The organism is Cellulomonas carbonis, assembly GCF_014636275.1.
GTDB lineage: Bacteria > Actinomycetota > Actinomycetes > Actinomycetales > Cellulomonadaceae > Actinotalea > Actinotalea carbonis.
Genome location: NZ_BMEB01000012.1, coordinates 20,486 through 27,081 on the forward strand (window position 1 = coordinate 20,486; position 6,596 = coordinate 27,081).

Below are 6,596 nucleotides of genomic sequence, written 5' to 3' on the forward strand. Positions count from 1 at the left end.
GACCGGCGGGCCCCGGTAGGCGCCGGGTCACGAGACGACGGCGTCGGCGCGGGTCGGCCGTCCGGCCGATCCGCCGGGCACCGCCGCCGCACTAGCGTGACGACGTGCGCTCCCCCCTCGGCTCCCTCTGGTCGGAGCCGCGCGCGCCCGGGAGCCGACCGGTGGGTCAGCGCGATGTCGCCCTGCTCGGGTTCGTGCTGGTGGCGGTCGCCGAGGCGGCCCTGCGGCCGGGGCTCGACGACCGCGTCGCGCAAGGCGTCGTCGGCGGCCTCGCCGTCACCGCACTCGTCTGGCGGCGCGCGCGCCCGCTGCTCGCCGTCGCCGTCGCCGTCGTCGTGCCGAGCGCGCTCGCCCTAGCGACGGGGACGACGGTCGAGCTGTACTCCGTCGTCGTCCTGCTGGCGGTGCCGTACGGGCTCGCGCGGTGGGGGTCCGGGCGCGACGTCGTCGTCGGTGGCGGGCTGTTCGCGCTGCAGCAGGTGGTCGTGCTCGCGACGGGCGAGCCCGTGGGCGACGTCGTCGGCGGGCTCGTCGTCCTCGCCGCGGCGGTCTCCCTCGGAGCCGCGGTGCGGTTCCGGGCACGCTCGCGGGCACGGACCGCGGAGGAGGTCCGGCTGCGCGAGCGCGAGCGCATCGCACGCGACCTGCACGACACCGTCGCGCACCACGTCTCGACCATCGCGGTCCGCGCGCAGGTCGGCCAGGCCGTCGCGGCCGCCGAGCCGGAGCGCGCCGCGGCCGAGCTCGCGCTCATCGAGGCCGAGGCCCGCAGGACGCTCGCGGAGATGCGCGGACTCGTCCGGGTGCTGCGGCGCGACGGGCCTGGGGCGGGCGGACCCGCGGAGGCGCTCGGGGCGGCGGAGCTCGAGCGGCTCGCCGACCCCGCGCCGGGTGCGCCACCCGTGCGCCTCGACGCCGACCCGCTCGACCGCGTCGCCACGCCCGTGGTCGCCGCCGTCGTGCGGATCGCGCAGGAGGCCGTCACCAACGCGCGGCGCCACGCCCGCGGGGCGCGCGCCGTGGACGTCGTCGTGCGCGTCGACGACGACGCCGTGCGCCTCCGCGTGCACGACGACGGCGAGCCGGTCGCGCCGTCGCGGCGCGGCGACGGGTGGGGACTCGCCGGCATGGGTGAGCGAGCCGCGCTGCTCGGCGGCCGCTGCGACGCCGGGCCCGACCCCACCGGCGGGTGGACCGTGACCGCGACGCTGCCGCTGAGGTGGGACGAGTGAGCCGCCGCGTCCTGCTCGCCGACGACCAGGAGCTCGTCCGGACGGGCCTGCGCGTGCTGCTCGAGTCGCAGGGCCTCGAGGTGGTGGCGGAGGCCGCCGACGGCCGCGAGGCGGTCGAGCTCGCGCGCCGCCTGCGCCCCGACGTGTGCCTGCTCGACATCCGCATGCCCGTGCTCGACGGCGTCGCCGCGACGCGCCTGCTCAGCGGGCCCGACGTGGCGGATCCGATCCCCGTCGTCGTGATCACGACGTTCGACCTCGACGAGCACGTGCACGACGCGCTCCACGCCGGCGCTCGCGGGTTCCTTCTCAAGGACGCCGGGCCGGTGCTGCTCGCGCAGGCGGTCGAGGCGGCCGCCACGGGTGAGGCGCTCATCGCGCCGTGCGTGACCGCGCGGCTGCTGCGGCAGTTCGCCGACGCCGGGCGCGGACCGGCTGCCGCGCCGCCCGCCGAGCCGCTGACCGCGCGCGAGGAGGACGTGCTCGCGGCGCTCGCCCGCGGCCGGACCAACACCGAGATCGCGCACGACCTCTTCATCAGCCTCAGCACCGTCAAGACGCACATCGCCGCGGTCATGGGGAAGCTCGGCGCGCGGAACCGGGTCGAGCTCGCGCTGTGGGCGTACCGGACGGGGCGGGTCGAGCGCTCGGAGTGATGAAGGGGCGCGCCACGGAGCGCCTGGGGCGCCGCGGCGGGTCGGCCGGAAGGAGGAGGTCGACCTCGGCCGGTCGGCGCCGAGGTCCGGCCCGGCAGGCGATGTGGCCGGGTGGGGCGCGCCGGGACAGTCGACCCATGACCGAGCTCACGGCCGCCGACGTCGCGCCGACCGCCCCCGTCCCACCCCGTCGCGGGGCGCAGCGCGTCATCTCACGCAGCCCGCGCCCGAGGCGGCGGTGGCCCCGTCGCGAGCGGTGGGCGCTCGCGGGGCTGCTCACCCTCGCGGCCGTCCCGGTTCTCGCGGGCGCGATGCGCATGACGGAGCTCGCCGGCGGGCCCGAGATCACGGAGGCGAACGCACGGTTCGTCACGTCGCCCGTGCCCGTCGTCGTGCACGTCGTCAGCGCGACCACGTACCTGGTGCTCGGTGCGTTCCAGATGGCGCCGACGTACCGCCGTCGGCACCTCCGGCGGCACCGGCTGACCGGGCGGGTGCTCGCTCCCGCGGGGGTTCTGACCGCGCTCTCCGGGCTGTGGATGGCGTTCGCGTACGACATCCCCGCACCGAGCGGCGCGGCACTGGCCTGGGTGCGCGCCGTCGTCGGCGTCACGATGGTCGCGTTCCTCGTGCTCGGGGTGCGGGACGTCGTCCGCGGTGACGTCGCCCGGCACCGCGCCTGGATGATCCGCGCCTACGCGCTCGCCGCGGGGGCGGGTACGCAGGTGCTCACGAACATCCCGCTCGCGGTGCTCACGCCGACGCCGACCGAGGCGCAGCTGACGACGGCGATGACGGCCGGGTGGGTGCTGAACGCGGCCGTGGCGGAGGTGGTGATCCGGCGTGGTGGGCGGCGTCGGCATCGGTCGGCGCGCCGGCCGGCGGTAACCGCGTGAGGGGACGCGGGGGACGGCCTCAGGGCGCGCCGGAGGGCGGCGCTCCCGTCTCCCACAAGCGGAGGGTGACCTCGTAGTCGGCGCCGAGCTCGTCCTGCAGAGCACGCTGGAGGAGGAGGCCTTCGCGCGCGTGGCCAGCCGGGTCGGCGTAGCCGTCCCAACCGTGCTCCCAGTGGAAGTGCTCGTCGAAGACCGCCGCCCACGCCTTGAGCCGGTCCGCGAGCTGCCGCGAGAGCGGGAGGTCGCCCTCGCCGACCTGCCCCCAGTCGGTCCACAGCGGCCACGCGACGGAGTGCTCGTTCATGAGCTTGATGCGGGTGACCACAGGGACACCGTGCTCCCTCCAAGGGATGGAAGAAACATCCGTCGTGGGAGGCACGGGTACGCGGTCATGCCGATGACCGAGCACCAGCCGCGTGGGCCGACGCGGTACCCGACTACCTGGTTGGATGACTACGTGCCTGATCTAGAACGCATGGCGGTAGCTGACTGGGCTCAGACGGCGCGGCGCGAACTCGATCAGGCAGGTTTCGCACAGATCGATCTGGACGACCTCTTGAATCAGCCCCCATCGCTCGCAGTGAAGGCAGCGCTGCGATGCATGGAGCTGGCACTCGATGAGCTCCGCGACGCCGCACCGGGGACCGACGGCTTGGTCGTCGCGCCGCTTCCGTATTCGGAGAGGCTGACCCTCGAATCACCCACCCTTGAAGAGTTGCTCCGGATGCCGTGGCAGTTCAGCCCAGGACATAGCGTGCCGGGCGTGTACCTGTTGGCAGACCGATCGTCGTCCCTGCAAATGGGAAAGCGGCAGGGCGGAAGAGTATCGGCGGGAGCTTCCGACGGGCGTGCTCCTGCCGGCGGGATACGAGGCCTACTACCGAACATGGAAGACGTGGGAAGGCGATGCCGACAGCGCCAGCGAGTACGACCGAGCCATCTACATCAGCACCTCGCGCACGTTGACTCTGCCCTGAGCTCCGAGAGTCAAAGTTCGATCCGACCCCGTCTCGTCGCGGAGCGAGGTCCTCGGCCACTCGCGGGAGGTCAGCACCCGGATCTGCCCGGCCCGTCGCGCTGCGAGGTTGCCGCACGGCGACGCAAACCTGGCCTCTATCGGGGAAGAATGCTCCACATGACGCATGACCATGACGGTCCGCCGGGAGTCCCGATCAGCGAGGTGCTCTCGGATCTCCGCATACCTCCACTGCCGGAAGCAACCACCGCGTCGGACGTCTTCGCCTTCGTGAAGCTGCGGGAACCCGACGGGGGCATCGGGTGGGCGGTCCGCGTGACGCCCGACCTAGACGACGAGGAGGTGCTAGGCCTGCTGGTGGGGTACGTCGAGCACCTGAAGCAGGAGGCTGCCTCCTCGTGGAACAGCACGGACCCGACGCGACCAGCGTCTTGAAGGTCGGCCGAAACCGCCCGGATCTGCCGCGCTGAGGGCGGCTGCGCTCGCCCGGATCTGCCGCTGACAGCGCGGTCGGTGCAACTTGCGCCGACGGGGCGAAGTCGGCACCTGCGCACTTGGCGTGGGTTCGCGCCCCGTAGGTTTCGGTCATGCCTGATCCCGCGGAGGACGCCGAGGAGGCGGTTGCCGCCAGTCCTGAGGAGCTGCGCAGGCGTCGGCATCAGCTCAAGAGCAAGGTGATGGCCGAGCCTCAGCGCCTCGAGCTACGCGAGCAGTTGGCAGCTGTGTACAGGACGGAGGGGAATCTCTCCCAAGCCGGCCGATGGAACTATCTGGCCGAGAACGCCGATCCCCGCGAGACGAACGCATTCGCGAAGGCGTTCGGCGACGATCCGCTTGAGATGATGAGGGCGTTGCGCTGGACCGGCTCAGAAGAGGACGCGGAGACCGAGGTCGCTCGGGAACGACTTCGCTCTCTCCGGAAGGCGGCGCGTGATCGAGTCGGGCACCAGGTGTCATGGGACAAGCCAGAGCCCGGCGTCAGACCGTGGGTCGCGATCCTCGGTTGCGCCGGAGTGCTGACGATCCTCGGGCTCATCGTCGTGGGGGCGATCTCGACCTCCCAGTGGCTCGCAGGCTTGTTCTAGCGGCACGGTGCGGTGCCCGGATCTGCCGCTGTCGGTGCGTCTGCCGACGATCGTGCTCTCCGCTGACCGGGCGAACGATCGGCGCCAGACATGCCCGTCGGCTGGGCTCCAGCTGCCGCGGTGAGCTCGAGGGCGGCGGCCCGCCGCTGCGCCGGTTCTTGAAGCTGGCTGGGTCGCCGTGGCGCCTATCGCTGGCTTAGTGCAGCGAACAAGGCACACGCAACAATAAGTGCGATCTTTAGCGGCGACTCATCGAGAAGGGCTTGCATCACACCTTGGGACTCCCGATCGCGCAGTGCGACGGACCTGATGGCAGCCGCAATCACTCCGAGCGCGCAGGCCATAGCCATCACACTTGCGATACCCATCTAGCCCATCCGTGACCTGTAACGGACTCGGCTGGGACCTCCACGAGCGTCCGAACCCGTAGTGCGGCAGGTCGCGGCGAGCACACGACGACTTCTCAGGGCGCGGCTGGACCCGGACGGTGGCCCCACTACCGTTTCCATTGAACGCGAGCCTATAACGCTGCCAGCATGGCAGGTTCGGCGCAGTCGATCACGACTTCATTGGTGCTTCCGCTCACGGAACCGACCGTAGCGGCCAGCCCGGTGATGACGCCCGGATCTGCCGCACCGAGGGCGGCTGCGCTCGCCCGGTCATGCCGCTGTCGGCTCGGCATGGCGTTCACGCTCATGCCGCGACGCGGTCGCCCGGACGCCAGCCGCCGGCTGTTCCGCAGGATTTGCCGTCCTGACGACCCCGCGCGGCACAGCAGGCGTTACGTTGACCTCCGTGAGCAGCCCGTTCGCCGCTGAGAGTGTCTGGCAGCGACTGGAGTACGACGAGGCGTGGGCGCCGTTCGATGCCCGGTTCGACTTCCGTCCCGACTTCTACGAGCGCGTGACGCCCTCCATCGCGCTTCCACCGGGCAGCCTCGTGGTTGACCTCGCGCCGATCTTCGACGCCCAGGGGCCGCGTTTCGCTGCCGCAGAAGCAGCGATCAACGCTGCCGCCCTACGCAGCTTCGTGTGGCTCGCCGCCAGCGAAGAACTCGTCGCGCTGGACTGGCAGCACACCCCGTACCGGTACTCGCCTGCCGATCACGCAATTGCAGGGCTGCACGAATGGCCAATCCCAGTCTTTCCCAACGGCGACTACTACATCCACTACGCACTCGGAGTCCGGTGGGGGACGTTCGGCCATCCGTGGCAGCAGAGCCTGACGATCTGGGGCGAGGAGCTCGTGTCGTCACTCGGCGCAGAACTGCTCGCCTGGCTGCCGCGCCACTCACAGAGCCCGGCGTAGCACGTCGATCGCCGCTGGCCCCCCTCGCGCGCGGTGCACGCTCATGCCGCGTTGAGGGCGGCTACGCTCGCCCGGATCTGCCGCGCTGAGGGCGGCTGCGCTCGCCCGGTCATGCCGCTGCGGGCGCTCGACCCCACCGGCCGCATGCTTCTCTACGGACCCTCGACAAACCGGGTCCAGAAAGCCTCGAGCGTGAGCGCCGTCAAGTCGCCCTCCACACGACGCAGGCGCTGCTGGGCAAGACCGGCCGACCAGGAACGAGCCGGAAACGTGTGCCACGGCCGGCCATCCGCTCGCTCGACGACGTCGATTCGCCACCTCCCGAGCCCGTCTCGAGCCGCCCGAGCTGACGTGGACCCCGTCGGCGTTGACGGGTCAGGTCGCTGCGGTTTGTAGGTCGGGGTCAGCCCAGGCCCGGGCGACCTCGGTGGGGGTGCGGTAGC

General features: G+C 71.9%; 7 protein-coding genes. 6 read left to right on the forward strand and 1 reads right to left on the reverse strand.

All coding sequences use genetic code 11. The features are described from left to right. Nucleotides 1-104 precede the first annotated feature (104 nt). From IEV86_RS17265 to IEV86_RS17275, 3 genes are all read left to right on the forward strand, one after another. Entirely contained in the window at nt 105-1,232 is a 1,128-nt protein-coding gene (locus IEV86_RS17265) for a sensor histidine kinase (RefSeq protein ID WP_188484827.1), read from the forward strand. Then, nucleotides 1,229-1,888, forward strand: a complete 660-nt coding sequence (locus IEV86_RS17270) for a response regulator (protein ID WP_043609942.1) — start codon at nt 1,229-1,231, stop codon at nt 1,886-1,888. The genes IEV86_RS17265 and IEV86_RS17270 overlap by 4 nt, the downstream gene beginning before the upstream one ends. A 137-nt stretch (nt 1,889-2,025) precedes the next feature. Next, nucleotides 2,026-2,784, forward strand: a complete 759-nt coding sequence (locus IEV86_RS17275) for a DUF2306 domain-containing protein (protein ID WP_081978935.1) — start codon at nt 2,026-2,028, stop codon at nt 2,782-2,784. Between the two features lie 19 nt (nt 2,785-2,803). Here IEV86_RS17275 and IEV86_RS17280 read toward each other — a convergent pair whose 3' ends face one another. Then, complete coding sequence (locus tag IEV86_RS17280) at nt 2,804-3,109, reverse strand: immunity protein CdiI family protein (RefSeq protein WP_043609940.1); 306 nt, start codon at nt 3,107-3,109, stop codon at nt 2,804-2,806. An 810-nt stretch (nt 3,110-3,919) separates the two neighbouring features. Here IEV86_RS17280 and IEV86_RS17285 point away from each other — a divergent pair. From IEV86_RS17285 to IEV86_RS17295, 3 genes are all read left to right on the forward strand, one after another. Next, entirely contained in the window at nt 3,920-4,195 is a 276-nt protein-coding gene (locus IEV86_RS17285; RefSeq protein ID WP_161784083.1) for a hypothetical protein, read from the forward strand. 152 nt (nt 4,196-4,347) lie between these two features. Beyond that, complete coding sequence (locus tag IEV86_RS17290) at nt 4,348-4,845, forward strand: DUF6584 family protein (RefSeq protein WP_052426549.1); 498 nt, start codon at nt 4,348-4,350, stop codon at nt 4,843-4,845. 795 nt (nt 4,846-5,640) lie between these two features. Further along, complete coding sequence (locus IEV86_RS17295) at nt 5,641-6,153, forward strand: DUF2716 domain-containing protein (RefSeq protein ID WP_052426548.1); 513 nt, start codon at nt 5,641-5,643, stop codon at nt 6,151-6,153. Nucleotides 6,154-6,596: the final 443 nt, after the last annotated feature.

Excerpts from the sequence above, each read along its gene's own strand:
- IEV86_RS17290 (WP_052426549.1), top strand. The coding sequence starts at position 4,348 with ATGCCTGATCCCGCGGAGGACGCCGAGGAGGCGGTTGCCGCCAGTCCT.
- IEV86_RS17285 (WP_161784083.1), top strand. The coding sequence starts at position 3,920 with ATGACGCATGACCATGACGGTCCGCCGGGAGTCCCGATCAGCGAGGTG.
- IEV86_RS17275 (WP_081978935.1), top strand. The coding sequence starts at position 2,026 with ATGACCGAGCTCACGGCCGCCGACGTCGCGCCGACCGCCCCCGTCCCA.